Here is an 18,237-nt window from a genome sequence, read left to right as displayed (position 1 = left end):
AAAAAAGAAACCCAAATACAGAATTGTATTTGAATTTCTTAACTTAATGACATTGAGCAAGGCTCAAGCTTTTTCTTAGTGACCACGGTTACATGAAATGAATTTGATTTTGTAGTAATCTGCTCGCTTATACGTCTTGCTATAGGCAAGAACTTGTCCAGTTGCTTCAAGCTTAGTAGTTTTTGTTTGAAGTACTGTTGGGAATTGTGTATCAATTCCTAGTATAGAAGCAGCATGCTCTGGTGTTGGGAATGTAATTGCATTGATTTCCTCAAAATGTTCATCACTCATATGAATGTGGTAATCCAATTTGAAACGGTTATAGATAGAGCTATAATATTCAAGATTTGGATAATTTGCGTTGATGTATTGTTCTGGAATGTAAGATGTGTGGTAGATGTATACGATACCATTTGTTTCGCGGACACGTTCAATCTTGTAGTAGAACTGATCACCACGTAGTCCAAGCTTATCTAAATATTCAAGTTTATTTCCACGTTCGATAGAAAGGACAGTGACTTTATCATTTTTCATTTCAAAAACTTCGACGTCTGAAAATTCTACGAGTTTGTGCTTACGTGCGCGTGAAACGAATGTACCCTTTCCTTGTTTGCGAACGATGTAACCATCTTTAGCAAGGTCGTTTAAAGCACGAACAACTGTGATAGAACTTACGTCATACATTGAAATCAATTCGGATTCTGTGTAAAATTTATCACCACTTTCAAATTGACCAGAGATAATTTTATTTTTTAATTCATCTTTAATATATTGGTATTTTGGAATAGCCATAATTTCACCTCAATTCTATTTTTCCATCCTTGATTCTACCATAAATGTAAATAAAATAGTAGTATTTAGGTAAAAAAATTAAAATAATAGGCTAGAAACATTATTATACATGTAAAAAAATCCATTTTATAATTGGATAATTCTCTGTACTTCAAAAATAGGCACTTTCATACGATTTTTTGATAATTTTGGTAAAAGGTAAGTAAAAAAATGGAAAAATTTTAAAGAATTTTCCAAAACCTATTGACAAAAACAAAATATTGAGATATATTTGCTATATCAACAAATGAAAGCGTGAACTTTAATTGTCAGAAGGTAGTAAAATGACACGATTTGAGATTAGGGACGATTTCTATTTAGATGGGAAACCGTTCAAGATTTTGTCCGGCGCCATTCATTATTTTAGGATTCCTCCAGAAGATTGGTATCATTCACTCTACAACTTGAAAGCCCTTGGTTTTAATACAGTAGAGACTTATGTAGCTTGGAATTTACATGAACCTCGTGAAGGTGAGTTTAACTTTGAAGGAACTCAGGATTTGGAGAGATTTCTCCAGATAGCACAGGATTTGGGTCTCTATGCAATTGTGCGTCCGTCTCCCTTTATCTGTGCGGAATGGGAATTCGGTGGCTTACCAGCTTGGCTCTTAACCAAAGATATGAGAATCCGTTCATCAGACCCAGCATATATCGAGGCAGTTGGTCGTTATTATGACCAACTCTTGTCACGATTGGTTCCACATTTATTGGACAATGGTGGGAATATCCTCATGATGCAGGTTGAAAATGAGTATGGTTCTTATGGCGAGGATAAGGCTTATCTGAGAGCCATTCGACAGTTGATGGAAGAGCGTGGCGTAACCTGTCCCCTCTTTACGTCAGATGGTCCTTGGAGAGCAACTCTGAAAGCGGGAACTTTAATCGAAGATGACCTCTTTGTAACAGGCAACTTTGGTTCTAAGGCACCTTACAACTTTTCACAGATGCAGGAATTCTTTGATGAACATGGCAAGAAATGGCCACTCATGTGTATGGAGTTCTGGGATGGCTGGTTCAACCGTTGGAAAGAACCGATTATCACACGGGATCCAAAAGAATTGGCAGATGCAGTTCGTGAGGTTTTGGAGCAAGGTTCCATCAATCTCTACATGTTCCATGGCGGTACAAACTTTGGCTTCATGAATGGTTGCTCGGCTCGAGGGACCTTGGATTTGCCACAAGTCACATCTTATGATTACGATGCCCTTCTGGATGAAGAAGGAAATCCAACTGCCAAGTACTTGGCAGTCAAGAAGATGATGGCGACACATTTCCCAGAGTATCCGCAGTTGGAACCGTTCTATAAGGAGAGTATGAAAGTAAATGCTATTCCATTAGCTGAAAAAGTTTCCTTGTTTGAAACCTTAGATAGCTTGTCTAGTCCGATAGAAAGTCTCTATCCTCAAAAGATGGAGGAGCTAGGACAAAGTTATGGCTACTTACTCTATCGAACAGAAACAAACTGGGATGCAGAAGAAGAAAGACTTCGTATCATTGATGGTCGAGATAGGGCTCAGCTTTATATCGATGGTCAGTGGGTTGAAACCCAATATCAAACCGAGATTGGGGAAGATATTTTTTATCAAGGTCAAAAGAAAGCGCTGTCTAGGATTGATATATTGATAGAAAATATGGGGCGTGTCAACTATGGGCACAAGTTCTTAGCGGATACACAACGTAAAGGAATCCGAACAGGGGTTTGTAAGGATTTACACTTCTTACTAAACTGGAAACACTATCCACTCCCACTAGATAATCCTGAGAAAATTGATTTTTCAAAAGGATGGACAGAAGGACAACCAGCCTTTTACGCTTACGACTTTACAGTTGAGGAGCCGAAAGATACTTACCTAGACTTGTCTGAGTTTGGTAAGGGGGTTGCCTTTGTCAATGGGCAGAATCTAGGACGTTTTTGGAACGTTGGCCCAACACTCTCGCTTTATATTCCTCATAGCTATCTCAAGGAAGGTGCCAACCGCATCATTATCTTTGAAACAGAAGGTGAATATAAAGAAGAGATTCATTTAACTCGTAAACCTACACTAAAACACATAAAGGGGGAAAACTTATGACAATTGTAGGATGCCGTATCGATGGACGTTTGATCCACGGACAAGTAGCCAATCTTTGGGCTGGAAAACTAAATGTTTCACGTATTATGGTTGTAGATGACGAAGTTGTCAACAACGACGTTGAAAAGAGTGGTTTGAAACTTGCGACACCACCAGGTGTGAAATTGAGTATTTTGCCAATTGAGAAAGCGGCAGCCAATATTCTTGCTGGTAAATACGATAGCCAACGTCTCTTTATCGTTGCTCGTAAGCCAGACCGCTTCCTTGGTTTGGTCGAAGCAGGTGTACCACTTGAAACTCTTAATGTTGGGAATATGTCTCAAACACCAGAAACTCGCGCCATCACACGTTCTATCAACGTAGTGGACAAGGATGTGGAAGACTTCCACAAATTGGCAGAAAAAGGTGTTAAACTTACTGCTCAAATGGTTCCAAATGATCCAGTTTCAGACTTTTTGAGCTTATTAAAATAGGAAAAAATTTTTAGGAGGTCATTGTTATGATACAATGGTGGCAAATTTTACTTCTCACTTTGTACTCAGCTTATCAAATCTGTGATGAGTTGACGATCGTTTCATCTGCAGGTTCCCCTGTATTTGCTGGTTTCATTACTGGTTTAATCATGGGAGATGTGACTACTGGTCTGCTTATCGGTGGTAACTTGCAACTGTTCGTTCTTGGGGTTGGTACCTTCGGTGGTGCTTCTCGTATCGACGCAACTTCTGGTGCGGTTCTTGCGACAGCTTTCTCTGTTTCACAAGGTATCGATACAGCACTTGCGATTACAACAATCGCTGTGCCAGTAGCAGCTCTCTTGACTTACTTCGACGTTCTTGGTCGTATGACAACTACTTTCTTCGCTCACCGTGTGGATGCAGCAATCGAACGCTTTGACTACAAAGGAATCGAACGCAACTACTTGCTTGGTGCGATTCCTTGGGCTTTATCTCGTGCCCTTCCAGTCTTCTTTGCCCTTGCCTTTGGTGGTGCCTTTGTACAATCAGTTGTAGACTTCGTTAAAGAATACCAATGGGTTGCAGATGGTTTGACACTTGCAGGACGTATGCTTCCAGGTCTTGGATTTGCAATCTTGCTTCGTTACCTTCCAGTTAAACGTAACCTTCACTACCTTGCTATGGGATTCGGTTTGACAGCTATGTTGACTGTTCTTTACTCATACGTAACAGGTCTTGGTGGCGCTGTTGCTGGTATCGTAGGTACTCTACCTAAAGATGTTGCTGAAAAAATTGCTTTTGTCAACAACTTTAAAGGTTTGTCTATGATTGGTATCTCTATCGTAGGTATCTTCCTTGCAGTGCTTCACTTCAAAAATAGCCAAAAAGTAGCTGTGGCAGCACCTTCTACACCATCAGAAAGTGGGGAAATCGAAGATGACGAATTCTAATTACAAACTTACAAAAGAAGATTTTAATCAAATCAACAAACGTAGCTTGTTTACTTTCCAATTGGGTTGGAACTACGAACGTATGCAAGCTTCTGGTTACCTGTACATGATCTTGCCTCAATTGCGTAAAATGTATGGGGATGGAACTCCTGAATTGAAAGAAATGATGAAAGTTCATACTCAATTCTTCAATACTTCTCCATTCTTCCATACCATTATCGCTGGTTTTGACCTTGCCATGGAAGAAAAAGATGGTGTAGGTTCAAAAGATGCCGTTAACGGTATCAAGACAGGTTTGATGGGACCATTCGCTCCTCTTGGAGATACAATCTTTGGTTCACTTGTACCTGCTATCATGGGATCTATCGCAGCAACTATGGCTATCGGTGGCCAACCTTGGGGTATCTTCCTTTGGATCGCAGTTGCAGTTGCTTATGACATCTTCCGTTGGAAACAGTTGGAATTTGCCTACAAAGAAGGGGTTAACCTTATCAACAATATGCAAAGTACTTTGACAGCTTTGATTGACGCTGCATCTGTACTTGGTGTCTTCATGATGGGTGCTCTTGTAGCAACAATGATCAACTTTGAAGTTTCTTACAAATTACCAATCGGTGAAAAATTGATTGACTTCCAAGATATCTTGAACTCAATCTTCCCACGCTTGCTTCCAGCAATCTTTACTGCCTTTATCTTCTGGTTGCTTGGTAAGAAAGGTATGAACTCTACTAAAGCTATCGGTATTATTATCGTACTTGCTTTGGCTCTTTCTGCCTTTGGTAAATTTGTACTTGGAATGGGCGCATAATTTATGACTAAATCATTAATTTTGGTGAGCCATGGTCGTTTCTGTGAAGAACTTAAAGGTAGCACTGAAATGATTATGGGTCCACAAGACAATATTCATGCAGTGGCTCTTCTTCCAGAAGACGGTCCAGAAGAATTTACTGCAAAATTTGAAGCTGTTATTGAAGGGTTGGATGATTTCCTAGTCTTTGCGGATCTTCTCGGTGGAACACCATGTAACGTGGTAAGCCGTTTGATTATGGAAGGTCGTGATATTGATCTTTACGCAGGGATGAATCTTCCAATGGTGATTGAATTCATCAATGCGAGCCTTACAGGCGTAGATGCGGACTATAAGAGCCGTGCTGCAGAAAGCATTGTGAAAGTTAATGACCTGTTAGCGGGCTTCGATGATGACGAAGATGAATAATACTCTTCGAAAATCAAATTCAAACCACGTCAACGTCGCCTTACCGTACTCAAGTACAGCCTGCGGCTAGTTTCCTAGTTTGCTCTTTGATTTTCATTGAGTATACGATGTGATAACGTGAAAATCGTTAGAGCATTTTATATAGAATATACATGGGAATGGGGCTTACTCCCATTCCCATATTTAATAGAAAAAGAGGAACTCAATGTTACATTATACAAAAGAAGACTTGATCGAATTGGGTGCAGAAATAACTACACGTGAAATCTACCAACAGCCTGATGTATGGAAAGAAGCTTTTGAATCTTATCAAGCAAAACGTGAAGAAATTGCAGCCTTCCTGCAAGGGATTGCTGATAAACATGACTATATCAAGGTTATCTTGACAGGTGCTGGGACTTCTGCTTATGTAGGAGATACCTTGCTACCTTACTTTAAGGAAGTCTATGACGAACGCAAATGGAATTTCAATGCCATTGCGACAACAGATATCGTTGCCAATCCAGAAACTTATTTGAAAAAAGATGTGGCGACTGTCCTTGTATCTTTTGCTCGTAGTGGGAACTCGCCTGAAAGTGTTGCGACTGTTGATTTGGCAAAAGCCTTGGTGGATGAGCTTTATCAAGTGACGATTACTTGTGCAGCAGATGGTAAATTGGCTCTTCAAGCTCATGGAGATGACCGCAATCTTTTGCTTTTGCAACCAGCTGCCTCTAATGATGCTGGCTTTGCCATGACTTCTAGCTTTACCTCTATGATGCTAACAGCTCTCTTGGTCTTTGATCCTACAGAATTTGCTGTGAAAGCTGAACGTTTTGAAGTTGTATCTAGTCTTGCCCGTAAAATTCTAGACAATGCAGAAGATGTCAAAGAACTTGTTGACCTCGACTTTAACCGTGTCATCTACCTAGGCGCTGGTCCATTCTTTGGACTTGCTCATGAAGCTCAACTCAAGATTTTGGAATTAACAGCTGGTCAAGTGGCGACTATGTATGAAAGTCCAGTCGGCTTCCGTCACGGTCCAAAATCTCTTATCAACGAAGATACAGTTGTTTTGATCTTTGGTACAACAACAGACTACACTCGCAAGTACGACTTGGACTTGGTTCGTGAAGTTGCTGGTGATCAGATTGCTCGCCGTATTGTGCTTTTGAGTGATCAAGCCTTTGGCCTTGAAAATGTCAAAGAAGTGGCCCTTGGTTGTGGCGGTGTCTTGAATGATATTTACCGTGTCTTCCCTTACATCGTTTATGCCCAACTCTTTGCCCTATTGACTTCACTCAAGGTAGAAAACAAACCAGATACACCGTCTCCTACAGGTACAGTAAACCGTGTGGTACAAGGTGTTATCATCCACGAATATCAAAAGTAATACTCTTCGAAAATCTCTTTAAACCATACTAGTGTCGCCTTGCCGTATAGATGTTACTGACTTCGTTAGTTTTATCTGCAACCTCAAAATAGTGTTTTGAGCTGACTTCGTCAGTTCTATCTACAACCTCAAAGCAGTGCTTTGAGCAGCCTGTGGCTAGCTTCCTAGTTTGCTCTTTGATTTTCATTGAGTATAAGACAGTGTTTATAGATTCTTGATAAAGGAGTTTGTAAATCATACAAGTAAACCATAGATTGTCAGTAGGCTTTCTATGGTTTGTTTGCTTGAGAGAAATAGTAAAAGGAGAACAGAATGAAAGCATATACAGAGCGTGTATTTGGAAATGTTGAGGGCAAGGATGTCTTGGCCTATCGCTTTGAGACAGACGGTGGCTACCAGCTTGAGGTTATGACTTATGGTGCGACCATCTTGCGCTATGTCACGCCTGACAAAGATGGAAATTTTGCCAATGTAATCTTGGGATTTGATGACTTTGATAGCTATGTAGGCAATAGTCCTAAGCATGGAGCGAGCGTAGGTCCTGTAGCGGGTCGTATTGCAGGCGCGACCTTTGAGCTTAATGGCAAGACTTATGACCTTGAAGTCAACAATGCTAGCAATTGTAACCACAGTGGTTCAACTGGTTGGGATTCTAGCTTGTTTGAACTAGTTGAAGTGAGTGACCATGGCTTAACCCTCTACACAGAGCGTACAGATGGGACAGGAGGGTTCCCTGGCAATCTCAAGATTTGGATCAGTTACCACTTGGAAGAAACTGGTGCCTATGAAATTAGCTACAAGGTGACGACAGATCAGGATACACTGGTCAATCCAACCAACCACAGCTATTTCAACTTGTCTGGTGATTTCACGCAGACAATTGACCGTCATGTCTTCCAACTAAACACAGAGGGTATTTACCCAATCGCTCCAGACGGTGTTCCGGCCAAAACTCCAGATATTACTCGTGATGTTGTCAAACACATCTACAATGGTGCCTTGTTGAAGGATATCTTTGCAGAAGAAGATGAGCAAATCCAGCTTGTATCAGGTTTAGATCATCCATTTGCGCTTTCTGAAGGTCATGACAATGCTGGATTCCTTTATGATCAGAACTCAGGTCGCTTCCTGCTTTTCAAGACAGAGGCTCCTTGCTTTGTTGTCTATACAGCAAACTTTGTGGATGAAAGTGTCATCATAGGAGGTCAGCCAATGCTACAGCACAATGGGATTGCCCTTGAAGCGCAAGCGTTGCCAGATGCCATTCACAGTGACCTCAAAGACCAAGTCATTCTTAAATCCGGTCAAACTTTTACAAGTAAGACACGTTATGAGCTTGTTGTGAAATAAAGGATAAAGTTTATACTTTTCGGGGGGAATATCATTTGCCTCATGACATTAGTAGAAACGGACAAAGAATAGGGAAATATGATATAATTTAATATTGAAAATACCTGTCCTATCTAAAGGATAAAAGGAGAAAAAGATGAAGAAAATTGTATTTGCTAGTGCCTTGGCTTTGACCTTGGCTGGAGCAGTTTTGACAACTGATGTTTTTGCGAATGACAGATTGGTGGCAACACAATCTATTAATGGTAAAAATGAAAATGTATTGACCTCAGAAGTGCTAAAACCTTCTAGTGGCAACGTTTTGGTTGGAATCAAGGGAGAATTTTTAACTCCAAACAAACAATCTATTTTGGACGCGATTAATAAGATTCGTAAGGAAGCAGCTGATGAAGGTTTGGTAGATAAGTATGTCCCTATTAAATGGTCTACTGATCTTGAGAAAACTGCTTTTGTACGCGCTACTGAGGTGTCAGTAACTCTGAAACCTGAGCGTCTTTCTACGAAAGAAATCTGGACTGCTTTTCCATCTAGTAATAGTATAAGAGGAGAAGCTTTAGATGTAAACTATGAAGGTTTTCTAAAAGCAATTGAAAACTGGCATGCTGAGAAGGTGAATTATGTAGCGAAAAAGAAGGATGGAACCTCTAAAGAATTTACAGGTTATTATGAGGTTTTGGTCAATTCTAAATTTACCTATGTGGGTCTCGCGGCCTTTAAAAACGCAGCCAGCTCTCAGCAAGTAGCAACGATTTCTCTAGCTTTAGGTGATGATGCTTCTTCAGAAGAATTGGCTGGTGGCTATGGCTCTGCTATTCAATATACAGAAGTGACCGCATCGAACCTTTCAACGGTTAAAAGTAAAGCTACAGTTGTAGAAAAATCGTTGAAAGATTTTAGAACATCTACATCTAGTCAGTCTGGCTGGGTGCAATCTAATGGTAAATGGTATTTTTATGAGTCTGGTGATGTGAAAACAGGCTGGGTGAAAACAGGTGGTAAATGGTACTACTTGAATGATTTAGGTGTCATGCAGACTGGATTTGTAGAAGTTGATGGAACATGGTATTTCCTTGATAATTCAGGCGCGATGTTTACAGGCTGGGGAACAGATGGTAGCAGATGGTTCTATTTTGATGGCTCAGGAGCTATGAAAACCGGCTGGCTTAAAGAAAATGGAATCTGGTATTATCTTGATGAAGCAGGTATCATGAAGACAGGTTGGTTTAAAGTTGGCCAGAACTGGTACTATGCATATGGTTCAGGAGCTTTGGCAGTCAGCACAACAACACCAGATGGTTACTTTGTAAATGGTAATGGTGAATGGGTAAACTAGGCTGAAGATAGCAAGTCATAGGTACAGTATTCATCTTACTTAACAAAAAGAATGAATGATAAGAAAGAGGTTGATGGCGAACATTGACCTCTTTTTTGGAGTGTCTAGTGTCAGTTGCTACTCGCTGAAAGCAAGGACGAGTCATCATCTATCGCAAATATGCTAGAGTCATCGCTAGACTATTCGTAATTCAAAAATCAACCTTGGACATTTACTTTTGGTATATGTTTATTTCTGGAATGTAAGCTTCATCTGCAATCGAAAAGCAGTGTGAGAAGCAAATACACACCTTGTTTTAATATAAAAGAGGAACTCTATGGGAGAGAATGTAAAGAAATACGAAAGTTTTCAAAATAATTTTCATAAAAACTTTGATAAAACAAATAAAATTCCGAACAAAAATGCAACACAATTGTAATATAAAACACTTGACAAGTATTTACGAGAAGGGATATACTTAATATAAGTACAATCTGAAAATGATTATCAGAAAAGAGGTAATTTAGATGAATAAGAAAAAAATGATTTTAACAAGTCTAGCCAGCGTCGCTATCTTAGGGGCTGGTTTTGTTGTGTCTCAGCCTACTTTTGTAAGAGCAGAAGACGCTCCCGTAGCTAACCAGTCTAAAGCTGAGAAAGACTATGATGCAGCAATGAAAAAATCTGAAGCTGCTAAGAAAGGTTACGAAGAAGCTAAAAAGAAAGCAGAAGACGCTCAGAAAAAATATGAAGACGATCAAAAGAAAACTGAAGAGAAAGCAGAGCTTGTTCGAAAAGCGGATGAAGAACTTCAAAAAGTGAATTTGGCAGTTCAAGAAGCGTATGTAAAATTCCAAGAAGCACAAAGAAAATTTAACGAAAGTCCAAGAAGTAAAAAATCTGATGCTAAAAAGCAATTAGATGATGCATTAGCTCATATTGAAGAGGTAACATTAAAACAAAAAGAGGCGGAAGCGAATTTCAATAAGGAACAAGCAACAGTAGTTCCCGAAGCAAATGAGTTAGCTGAGACTAAGAAAAAAGCAGAAGAGGCTAAAGCAGAAGAAGTAGCAGCTAAGAAAAGATCTGATGAGGCAGCTCAAGAGGTAGAAGTAGCGAAGAAAGACGCCGAAGTAGCTGCTCAAAAAGAATTCTTATCTAATTTTGATAAAGCTTTAGAAGCTACAGTTAAAGAATTAGAAGAAGATTTAAAAAATGCAAAAAATGATCCAGAATTAGCAAAACAAATTCAAGGGTTTATTGATGAATTAAAAAAACGAGCTGCAGATAAGAAGGCTGATTATGAAAAACACCTCAAAGAAGGTCTAACTGCAGAAGACGTTGAAAAAGAAATAGAAGAAAAAGCTAAAGAAGAGGAAGTTGCAGAAGAAAAAGAAGCTAAGGAAGAAGCAGCTGCCCAAAAAGAATTTTTAGCCAATTACGATAAAGCTTTAGAAGCTACAATTAAAGAGCTAGAAAAAGCTGATACGAAAAATAATCCAGAATTAGAAGCACAAAAACAAAAAACGATTGAAGCATTAAAGAAAGAAGCAGCTGAAACGAGAGCTAAAATTGTAGAAGGTTTCAAAAATGGATTAACTGCTGAAGATGCTGAAGAAGCAATAGATGAAGCTGATAAAAAAGCTGCAGAAGAAGATAAAGTTAAAGAAACGCCAGCTGAAAAACCAAAAGCAGAGAAAACAGATGATCAACAAGCTGAAGAAGACTATGCTCGTAGATCAGAAGAAGAATATAACCGCTTGACTCAACAGCAACCGCCAAAACCAGCTGAAACTCCAGCACAACCTTCTGTTCCTGCAAGACCATCTAATCCGACATATGTCCCTTCATACCCTTCATATGTTCCATCATACAGCTCATATTCTGTAGTAAAACCAGCACAACCAGCCGCTCCAAAAACAGGCTGGAAACAAGAAAACGGTATGTGGTACTTCTACAATACTGATGGTTCAATGGCGACAGGTTGGCTCCAAAACAACGATTCATGGTATTATCTCAACAGCAATGGTGCTATGGTAACAGGTTGGCTCCAAAACAACGGTTCATGGTACTACCTAAACAGCAATGGCGCTATGGCAACAGGTTGGGCTAAAGTCAACGGCTCATGGTACTATCTAAACGCTAACGGTGCTATGGCGACAGGTTGGGTGAAAGATGGAGATACCTGGTACTATCTTGAAGCATCAGGTGCTATGAAAGCAAGCCAATGGTTCAAAGTATCAGACAAATGGTACTATGTCAATGGCTCAGGTGCCCTTGTAGTCAATACAACTGTAGATGGCTATAGAGTCAATGCCAATGGTGAATGGGTTAACTAAACCTAATGTAACTAGTTAATACTGACTTCCTGTAAGAACTCTTTAAAGTATTCCCTACAAATACCATATCCTTTCAGTAGATACTATACCCTTGTAGGAAGTTTAGATTAAAAAATAACTCTGTAATCTCTAGCTGGATCTATAGCGCTAGAGACTACGGAGTTTTTTTGATTGGGAAAGAATGGCGGAACTCAACAGACTGTTAGTTTGCTATTGGATTTGAAAATTACAAATTCTTTCTCTTCTTGGCATTTTTGGTCAGGGAAACCTGGTAAGTATTCTGTTCTTTAGTGAGGTAATGGATGATTTGGAAGTCATCGGTTTGAGTCTTGAAATCCACTTCATAGACAGTGGTGACTTGTTCTCCATCATTGCTGGTATCAATGGAGATGAGGTCTAACTCAGTACAGAATTGTGATAGCCCAGATTGGATAGTTTGGAGTTTTTCTTCTTGATTGGCAATTGTGATGGTTAATAGTCTGCGGCGCTGGTGATTGCTCTTGCTTTGTTGTTTTTCTAAAAGAAGCCATACCGCTAAGATAAAGACGGTGAAGAGAACCGCTAGAGCTAGGTAGCCTGTCCCTGCCGCTAGCCCGATAATCATGGCAAGGAAGATAGCAATTAGTTCCCGTGAGCCACTGGTAGCTGAACGGAAACGAATGAGGCTAAAGGTTCCTGCAACGGCGATAGAGGTTCCTAGGCTGCCATTTACCAGAAAGATGACCAAGGTCATCAAGCAGGGGAGTAGGGTCAAACTAACCGCAAATTCCCGTGTATAGAGAGTACGGTGTTTGTAGGCCCAGGTCAGAGCCAAACCTAAAATCAGGCTGACAAAGAGAGCTAGAAAGAGCTGGATAGGGTCTGCAGTGGCAGTTGTATCGTTGAAAATAGAATTAAAAAGATTAGACATAAGTAGTACCTACACTTTCTGTGCTTGGTAGTGGGCTATAGTCCCGCCCCTGAGACTTGTGGTAGGCGCAGCTGTATTTTGAAAACTTCTGCTCTACCAGTCCATGTTGGTCGAGAATATCTTGTAGCCATTGGGGTTTTCTACCTGGAGCTTTAATTTCCATGATGACAATGTCCTCGTTTAGTAGAGGGAAGCCGTCCTTTCCTGAAAATAAACTGACATTATTATTACGATAGGTTAAATTTTGGTCAATAGTGACACGAATTTTATTGTAGGGAAATCCGCTAATTTCTTTCTTTTCCTTGAGAGAAAAGCGGTCGTAGTAAATATACATACGAGGGATGATGGCTTGCTGATATTCCTCTTGGAGTTGCTGAATTTTTTCAATCATCATTTGGTCCTTGATGCTGCTATCCAGCTGTCCTTTTGTCATAAACTGGGTGATAGACTGGGGAGTTGACAAGAGACGATATTTTCGTCCGACACCAGTTCTGTCCTTGGATTTGATTTCTAAAAATACCTGACTATCAGGCTGGACTTGACTGAGATAGGTTCGCATCCGAATCTTTTCTTTACGCTTAGTACCTTGGCTATCATCCTGAATCATATCAAATTGCTCTGTATCAAAGTAGATATTAGAAATGGTAGATGTTGGATAATCATCCTCGACGAGGTATGTTTTTAAATCCTCTATTAAATCAGCCAAGTCCGTCTTGGCAACGATATATTTGGTTTCAATTCGTTTGAAGCTTGTTTCAATTGGTTTCATAAATCCTGTCTCCTTTATTAAACTGTTTCACTACACTATCTTATTAGAAGATATATGTGTCTGGGCAAGTTAAACTTGCTTGTAATTAGTCTAGGGAACTTTCCTAAAACTTTTGTTAAAGATAGCTTAACTGAAACTGAACTTAAGAAAACTTTCAGAAAAAGTTTAGCTTTCTTTTAGACTTTCCCTGTAAACTAAGGTCAAGCTAAATGAAGGCGAGGGAAAAGGTATGAAATCAAAAAAATGGAACCTAATCTTAACCAGTTTAACAGCTCTGACCTTGTTGGCAGCTTGTGGGCAGTCAACGACCAAGTCAAGTACAACTGCAGCGGCAGATACGACTGCTATCACAACTTCGGCTAAAAACAGTCAATCTTCTTATTTTACAGAAAAGGACTATGATACCTCTTATGATGAAAGTACAGCTTCTAAGATTGAATTGTCGGGCTCATCTGCAAATGTCTCAGGTGATGGTGTGACAGTATCTGATTCAACAGTGACCATTACAAAATCTGGAACCTATGTGATTTCAGGTCAGTCTGACGGAGTACAGATCAAGGTCGAGGCAGATAAGTCAGCAGATGTTCACCTAGTCCTAAAAGGTGCGACCATGACCAATACCAATGCAGCAATTTCAGCGACATCAGCCGGTCATGTCTACCTCACTTTAGCAGAAGGAACGACAAACAGCCTGTCTGACTCAAGCTCTAACAGTGATGAAAAGGCAAATGCTGCTCTCTTTTCTAAGGTTGATTTGACCATCAATGGCTCAGGAACTCTCAATGTGGATGGCAAGAAAAGCAATGCTATCAAGGCTAACGACACCCTCCACATCACAGGTGGAACCTTTAACATCACATCAGTTGGCGATGCCTTTAATGTCAATGATGAACTCAACATCACTGGTGCGACCATGACGATCGATGCTAAGGAAGATGGTGTCAAAGTTGACAATGATGACGATATGACTGTCGGAAATATGTATTTAGCTAACAATACCATAACAGTCACAGCAGGGGATGATGGCATTCACGCTTCTGGCAGCCTAGTGATTGATAGCGGTACTTACACAGTCAAGAATTCGACTGAAGGAATTGAAGGAAAAGGCATTACGATAAATGGTGGCGATATCAATGTCTACTCGACAGATGATGGAGTCAATGCAGCCAATAAAAATGCCCAGCAAAGCGATATTTACTTTACCATGACAGGGGGCAATCTAACTGTAGAAGTCGGTCAAGGGGACGCAGATCCAATTGACTCAAACGGGAATATCACGGTTATCGGTGGAACCATTAAAATGACTGGTCAAACAGGTTTTGACTTTGATGGAACAGCAACTTACACAGGTGGGGATATTTACATCAACGACGAAAAACAAACTGATATTGTCAATTCTATGCCTGGAGGCGGTGGACCAAATGGAGGACCTCAAGGAAATGGTGGTCCTGTCGGTCCAGCCCCTGGTGGACAAGGATAAACAAAAAAGGATAGCATTCAATTAGAATGGCTATCTTTTTATATGGGTGATAAATTGATATGTTACGAGGGATTTTATAATCGTAGCTTTCAAAGTTACAATTGTTAGGCTACCCGTCTTTGTTTACTGACTCAGTTCATCAGCTTTCTCCTTGACACTCGGTCAGCTTTTGATACAATAGTACAAAATTAGAGGAGGTAGGTTATGATTCAGAAACACGCGATTCCTATTTTAGAGTTTGATGACAATCCTCAGGCGGTCATCATGCCCAATCACGAGGGGCTGGACTTGCACTTGCCCAAGAAGTGTGTCTATGCTTTTTTAGGTGAGGAGATTGACCGTTATGCGAGGGAAGTAGGGGCGGACTGTGTCGGCGAATTCGTTTCTGCCACCAAGACCTATCCAGTCTATGTCGTGAACTACAAGGGCGAGGAAATTTGTCTGGCTCAGGCTCCTGTAGGTTCAGCTCCAGCAGCCCAGTTTATGGATTGGTTGATTGGCTATGGTGTGGAGCAGATTATTTCCACTGGAACCTGTGGTGTGCTGGCTGATATAGAGGAAAATGCCTTTCTAGTCCCTGTGCGCGCTCTGCGAGATGAAGGAGCTAGTTATCACTATGTGGCACCTTCTCGTTATATGGAAATTCAGGCAGAGGCTATTGCTGCTATTGAGCGAGTGTTGGAAGCCAGAGGGATTTCCTATGAAGAAGTCATGACCTGGACGACAGACGGTTTTTACCGAGAAACGGCTGAAAAGGTGGCTTATCGCAAGGAAGAAGGCTGTGCTGTTGTGGAGATGGAGTGTTCTGCGCTTGCGGCAGTAGCCCAACTGCGTGGGGTTCTCTGGGGAGAATTGTTGTTCACAGCTGATTCCCTAGCAGACTTGGACCAGTACGATAGTCGTGACTGGGGTTCAGAAGCTTTCGAGAAGGCCTTGGAACTCTGCCTTGAGATTGCCTTTCAGATCTAGCTACTCTTCTTCTTTTTATGGTACAATGGATGTATGTTATTCAAATTATTTGTGAAAAAAATTGAAAGGGTCTTGGGTGGACTTTCACCAGCTCGTCGCATTTTTTTAAGTTTCGCTGGAGTTATTCTTATAGGTTCTCTCCTTTTGAGTTTGCCTTTTGTTCAGGCGAGTGGTTCGCAGGCTACTTATTTTGACCATCTCTTTACGACGGTGTCTATGGTCTGTGTAACCGGCCTTTTTACGCAACCAGTGGCTACGACCTATAATGTCTGGGGTCAGTTGATTTGTATGCTCTTGATACAGATTGGTGGTCTGGGGCTCATGACCTTTATCGGGATTTTTTATATCCAAGGCAAGCAAAAGCTTAGTCTGCGTAGTCGTGAAACCATTCAGGAGAGTTTTAGTTATGGGGAAACTCGGTCGCTGAAGGCCTTTATGCGCTCCATCTTTTTGACGACTTTTCTGGTGGAGGGCTTGGGTGCCTTCCTGCTAAGTTTTCGTTTTATTCCTGAGTTCGGCTGGGGACGAGGCATTTTCACCTCTATCTTTTTAGCCATTTCAGCCTTTTGTAATGCTGGTTTTGATAATTTTGGCAGTAGCAGTTTAGTGGCTTTTCAGACGGATCCCTTGATTAATCTGGTCATTGCTGGCTTGATTATCACAGGTGGTCTTGGCTTTATGGTCTGGTTTGACTTGGCAACCCAGTTTGACAAGAAGAAAAAACGCCGTCTGCGGTTCCACACCAAGCTGGTCCTCTTCTTGACTGCAGGGATTTTGCTGTTTGGGACAGGAGCCACCCTCTTTACGGAGTGGCACAATCCAGGCACAATTGGCAATCTTAGTGTTCCAGAGAAAGTGCTAGTCAGCTTTTTCCAAACCGTCAGTATGAGAACAGCTGGTTTTGCCTCTATTGACTATACCCAAGCTCGACCTGTGACCTTGTTTATCTATATCCTACAGATGTTTCTCGGTGGGGCTCCTGGCGGGACGGCTGGGGGGCTCAAGATTACGACTTTCTTTGTCTTGTTAGTTTTTGCGCGTAGTGAATTGCTGGGCTTGCCTCATGCCAATGTTGCGCAGAGAACCATTGAGGCTCGAACAGTCCAAAAATCTTTTAGTGTCTTCATTATCTTTTTGATGACCTTCTTGTTGGGCTTGATGTTGCTGGGAATTACGGCAGAAGGAACACCGCGATTTATCTACCTTATGTTTGAGACTATTTCAGCCCTTGCGACAGTTGGGGTAACGGCAAATCTGACGCCAGAGTTGGGCAAGCTAGCTCTCAGCATTGTCATGGTGCTCATGTTTATCGGCCGTATCGGTCCCTTGACCTTGCTGGTTAGTCTAGCGGATTACCAGCCTGATAAGAAAGATTTGATTCAGTATATGAAAGCAGATATTAGTATTGGATAAGAAAGGAAGAACGATGTCAGATCGTACGATTGGAATTTTAGGCTTGGGGATTTTTGGGAGTAGTGTCCTGACGGCCCTCGCCAAGCAAGATATGAATATCATTGCCATTGATGACCACGCTGAGCACATCAATCAATTTGAGCCTGTTTTGGCGCGTGGAGTTGTTGGCGATATCACAGATGAGGAACTCCTCAGAACTGCAGGAATTGATACCTGTGACACGGTTGTAGTGGCAACAGGGGAAAATCTGGAGTCGAGTGTGCTTGCAGTTATGCATTGTAAGAGTCTAGGGGTACCAAGGGTTATTGCCAAGGTCAAAAGTCAGACAGCCAAGAAGGTGCTGGAAAAAATCGGTGCCGACTCGGTGATTTCACCTGAGTATGAAATGGGGCAGTCCCTAGCGCAGACCATTCTCTTTCATAACAATGTTGATGTCTTTCAGCTGGATAAAAATGTGTCTATCGTTGAGATGAAGATTCCGAGTGTTTGGGCAGGTCAAAGCCTGAGCCAGCTGGATCTACGTGGCCAATACAATCTCAATGTCCTAGGATTTCGTGAACAAGAAAATTCACCGCTAGACGTCCAATTTGGACCCAATGACCTCTTGGAAGCGGATGCCTATATCTTGGCGGTCATTAACAACCAGTATCTAGATGATTTGGCAGAATTAAATTTGTAAAAAAATTAATATAAGTATTTTATAAGAGGGATTTAAGAAAAATTTTAACTTTTTCTTAATCCTTTTTAATTTTAGGAGATTATACTAGAGTCATCAAATAAAGAAAAACTCTAAGGAGAA

Annotated in this window: 17 protein-coding genes; 13 read left to right on the top strand and 4 right to left on the bottom strand. The window is 40.9% G+C overall.

The features are described from left to right. Positions 1 to 75: 75 nt before the first annotated feature. Positions 76 to 792, bottom strand: a complete 717-nt coding sequence (locus RWO85_RS03400; protein WP_314414030.1) for a GntR family transcriptional regulator — start codon at positions 790 to 792, stop codon at positions 76 to 78. A gap of 323 nt (positions 793 to 1,115) precedes the next feature. On the opposite strand from RWO85_RS03400, the gene RWO85_RS03395 reads away from it, so the two are divergent. From RWO85_RS03395 to RWO85_RS03370, 6 genes are all read left to right on the top strand, one after another. Then, on the top strand, positions 1,116 to 2,903 hold the full coding sequence (locus RWO85_RS03395) for a beta-galactosidase (protein ID WP_314414027.1): 1,788 nt from the start codon (positions 1,116 to 1,118) through the stop codon (positions 2,901 to 2,903). Continuing rightward, on the top strand, positions 2,900 to 3,376 hold the full coding sequence (locus RWO85_RS03390) for a PTS system mannose/fructose/N-acetylgalactosamine-transporter subunit IIB (RefSeq protein WP_000156971.1): 477 nt from the start codon (positions 2,900 to 2,902) through the stop codon (positions 3,374 to 3,376). Before RWO85_RS03395 ends, RWO85_RS03390 begins: the two co-directional genes overlap by 4 nt. Positions 3,377 to 3,402: 26 nt before the next feature. Continuing rightward, positions 3,403 to 4,308: a PTS mannose/fructose/sorbose/N-acetylgalactosamine transporter subunit IIC gene (locus RWO85_RS03385; protein ID WP_042900108.1), complete on the top strand. Its 906-nt coding sequence runs from the start codon at positions 3,403 to 3,405 to the stop codon at positions 4,306 to 4,308. Continuing rightward, positions 4,295 to 5,116 carry a PTS system mannose/fructose/sorbose family transporter subunit IID gene (locus RWO85_RS03380; protein WP_314414026.1) on the top strand — a complete coding sequence of 274 codons (822 nt, stop codon included), beginning with the start codon at positions 4,295 to 4,297 and terminating at the stop codon, positions 5,114 to 5,116. Before RWO85_RS03385 ends, RWO85_RS03380 begins: the two co-directional genes overlap by 14 nt. 3 nt (positions 5,117 to 5,119) lie before the next feature. After that, a complete protein-coding gene (locus RWO85_RS03375) occupies positions 5,120 to 5,524 on the top strand; it encodes a PTS sugar transporter subunit IIA (RefSeq protein WP_314414024.1) in 405 nt (134 codons plus the stop codon). 205 nt (positions 5,525 to 5,729) lie between these two features. After that, positions 5,730 to 6,896 (top strand): SIS domain-containing protein, encoded by a 1,167-nt coding sequence (locus RWO85_RS03370; RefSeq protein WP_314414022.1) that lies wholly within the window; start codon positions 5,730 to 5,732, stop codon positions 6,894 to 6,896. A gap of 28 nt (positions 6,897 to 6,924) precedes the next feature. On the opposite strand, the gene RWO85_RS03365 is transcribed toward RWO85_RS03370, so the two are convergent. Further along, a complete protein-coding gene (locus RWO85_RS03365; protein ID WP_314414020.1) occupies positions 6,925 to 7,083 on the bottom strand; it encodes a hypothetical protein in 159 nt (52 codons plus the stop codon). Between the two features lie 125 nt (positions 7,084 to 7,208). On the opposite strand from RWO85_RS03365, the gene RWO85_RS03360 reads away from it, so the two are divergent. From RWO85_RS03360 to RWO85_RS03350, 3 genes are all read left to right on the top strand, one after another. Then, positions 7,209 to 8,246 carry an aldose epimerase family protein gene (locus tag RWO85_RS03360; protein ID WP_314414018.1) on the top strand — a complete coding sequence of 346 codons (1,038 nt, stop codon included), beginning with the start codon at positions 7,209 to 7,211 and terminating at the stop codon, positions 8,244 to 8,246. A 136-nt stretch (positions 8,247 to 8,382) separates the two neighbouring features. Beyond that, positions 8,383 to 9,579: a CAP domain-containing protein gene (locus RWO85_RS03355; RefSeq protein ID WP_314414017.1), complete on the top strand. Its 1,197-nt coding sequence runs from the start codon at positions 8,383 to 8,385 to the stop codon at positions 9,577 to 9,579. A gap of 506 nt (positions 9,580 to 10,085) precedes the next feature. Next, entirely contained in the window at positions 10,086 to 11,897 is a 1,812-nt protein-coding gene (locus tag RWO85_RS03350) for a hypothetical protein (RefSeq protein WP_314414015.1), read from the top strand. Between the two features lie 226 nt (positions 11,898 to 12,123). Here RWO85_RS03350 and RWO85_RS03345 read toward each other — a convergent pair whose 3' ends face one another. Beyond that, on the bottom strand, positions 12,124 to 12,807 hold the full coding sequence (locus RWO85_RS03345; RefSeq protein WP_314414013.1) for a DUF4956 domain-containing protein: 684 nt from the start codon (positions 12,805 to 12,807) through the stop codon (positions 12,124 to 12,126). Then, a complete protein-coding gene (locus tag RWO85_RS03340) occupies positions 12,800 to 13,576 on the bottom strand; it encodes a polyphosphate polymerase domain-containing protein (RefSeq protein WP_314414011.1) in 777 nt (258 codons plus the stop codon). The genes RWO85_RS03345 and RWO85_RS03340 overlap by 8 nt, the downstream gene beginning before the upstream one ends. Before the next feature lie 229 nt (positions 13,577 to 13,805). Between RWO85_RS03340 and RWO85_RS03335 the strand changes: the two genes are divergently transcribed. The 4 genes from RWO85_RS03335 (at position 13,806) to RWO85_RS03320 (ending at position 18,117) form a co-directional block, all read left to right on the top strand. Next, positions 13,806 to 15,056 carry a carbohydrate-binding domain-containing protein gene (locus tag RWO85_RS03335; RefSeq protein ID WP_314414009.1) on the top strand — a complete coding sequence of 417 codons (1,251 nt, stop codon included), beginning with the start codon at positions 13,806 to 13,808 and terminating at the stop codon, positions 15,054 to 15,056. A 204-nt stretch (positions 15,057 to 15,260) separates the two neighbouring features. Further along, positions 15,261 to 16,025: a nucleoside phosphorylase gene (locus tag RWO85_RS03330; protein WP_314414006.1), complete on the top strand. Its 765-nt coding sequence runs from the start codon at positions 15,261 to 15,263 to the stop codon at positions 16,023 to 16,025. 33 nt (positions 16,026 to 16,058) lie between these two features. Next, positions 16,059 to 17,438 carry a potassium transporter TrkG gene (locus RWO85_RS03325; RefSeq protein ID WP_314414004.1) on the top strand — a complete coding sequence of 460 codons (1,380 nt, stop codon included), beginning with the start codon at positions 16,059 to 16,061 and terminating at the stop codon, positions 17,436 to 17,438. A 13-nt stretch (positions 17,439 to 17,451) separates the two neighbouring features. Further along, positions 17,452 to 18,117, top strand: a complete 666-nt coding sequence (locus RWO85_RS03320; RefSeq protein ID WP_314414002.1) for a TrkA family potassium uptake protein — start codon at positions 17,452 to 17,454, stop codon at positions 18,115 to 18,117. Positions 18,118 to 18,237 lie beyond the last annotated feature (120 nt).

Origin of the sequence: uncultured Streptococcus sp., assembly GCF_963521865.1 — a bacterium.
In the GTDB taxonomy this organism is placed as follows: domain Bacteria; phylum Bacillota; class Bacilli; order Lactobacillales; family Streptococcaceae; genus Streptococcus.
This window is presented reverse-complemented; position numbering and strand designations above follow the sequence as displayed.

Bases quoted from the DNA above. Each gene is read 5' to 3' on its own strand.
- RWO85_RS03400 (WP_314414030.1), bottom strand. From the start codon at position 792: ATGGCTATTCCAAAATACCAATATATTAAAGATGAATTAAAAAATAAA.
- RWO85_RS03395 (WP_314414027.1), top strand. From the start codon at position 1,116: ATGACACGATTTGAGATTAGGGACGATTTCTATTTAGATGGGAAACCG.
- RWO85_RS03390 (WP_000156971.1), top strand. From the start codon at position 2,900: ATGACAATTGTAGGATGCCGTATCGATGGACGTTTGATCCACGGACAA.
- RWO85_RS03385 (WP_042900108.1), top strand. From the start codon at position 3,403: ATGATACAATGGTGGCAAATTTTACTTCTCACTTTGTACTCAGCTTAT.
- RWO85_RS03380 (WP_314414026.1), top strand. From the start codon at position 4,295: ATGACGAATTCTAATTACAAACTTACAAAAGAAGATTTTAATCAAATC.
- RWO85_RS03375 (WP_314414024.1), top strand. From the start codon at position 5,120: ATGACTAAATCATTAATTTTGGTGAGCCATGGTCGTTTCTGTGAAGAA.
- RWO85_RS03370 (WP_314414022.1), top strand. From the start codon at position 5,730: ATGTTACATTATACAAAAGAAGACTTGATCGAATTGGGTGCAGAAATA.
- RWO85_RS03365 (WP_314414020.1), bottom strand. From the start codon at position 7,083: ATGAAAATCAAAGAGCAAACTAGGAAGCTAGCCACAGGCTGCTCAAAG.
- RWO85_RS03360 (WP_314414018.1), top strand. From the start codon at position 7,209: ATGAAAGCATATACAGAGCGTGTATTTGGAAATGTTGAGGGCAAGGAT.
- RWO85_RS03355 (WP_314414017.1), top strand. From the start codon at position 8,383: ATGAAGAAAATTGTATTTGCTAGTGCCTTGGCTTTGACCTTGGCTGGA.
- RWO85_RS03350 (WP_314414015.1), top strand. From the start codon at position 10,086: ATGAATAAGAAAAAAATGATTTTAACAAGTCTAGCCAGCGTCGCTATC.
- RWO85_RS03345 (WP_314414013.1), bottom strand. From the start codon at position 12,807: ATGTCTAATCTTTTTAATTCTATTTTCAACGATACAACTGCCACTGCA.
- RWO85_RS03340 (WP_314414011.1), bottom strand. From the start codon at position 13,576: ATGAAACCAATTGAAACAAGCTTCAAACGAATTGAAACCAAATATATC.
- RWO85_RS03335 (WP_314414009.1), top strand. From the start codon at position 13,806: ATGAAATCAAAAAAATGGAACCTAATCTTAACCAGTTTAACAGCTCTG.
- RWO85_RS03330 (WP_314414006.1), top strand. From the start codon at position 15,261: ATGATTCAGAAACACGCGATTCCTATTTTAGAGTTTGATGACAATCCT.
- RWO85_RS03325 (WP_314414004.1), top strand. From the start codon at position 16,059: ATGTTATTCAAATTATTTGTGAAAAAAATTGAAAGGGTCTTGGGTGGA.
- RWO85_RS03320 (WP_314414002.1), top strand. From the start codon at position 17,452: ATGTCAGATCGTACGATTGGAATTTTAGGCTTGGGGATTTTTGGGAGT.